1 protein-coding gene is annotated in these 395 nt (G+C 61.0%); it reads right to left on the bottom strand.

The features are described 5' to 3' along the window. Positions 1 to 395 (bottom strand): immunoglobulin-like domain-containing protein (locus ACLEJW_RS23230; RefSeq protein ID WP_440778330.1); only part of this gene is annotated, 395 nt, incomplete at both ends.

The raw sequence follows: 395 nt of genomic DNA, 5'->3' as shown, positions 1-395 counted from the left end.
GGACTGCCGGTCACCGGCGCGCCGACGCTGGCGGTGTAGACGATGGTATCGCCTTCCAACACAGATGGCGTGGCGGTGAGGGTTACTGTCGTAGTGTCCGTTACGTCTGTAACGGCAGTGCTGACGGGATCCGTGTCGGCAACGAGATTCTCGTAATTGCCGCCGCTGACGCTAGTGATGCTGTTGGTAACTGCCGCGTGGCCTTGATAGACATCGTTGCTGACGGCACCCGTTGCCGTGCCGGAGCTCTGGCCAATCGGGATGGTGATGATTTGGCCATTGGCCAGGGTCACTACAACCGGACTTCCAGTCACCGGCGCCCCGACGCTGGCGGTATAAACGATGGTGCCGCCCTCAGCCACAGATGGTGTGGCGGTCAGGGTCACCGTTGTTAA

This window comes from Pseudomonas sp. SMSB3, assembly GCF_052041965.1.
Taxonomy (GTDB): Bacteria; Pseudomonadota; Gammaproteobacteria; order Pseudomonadales; family Pseudomonadaceae; genus Aquipseudomonas.
This window is presented reverse-complemented; position numbering and strand designations above follow the sequence as displayed.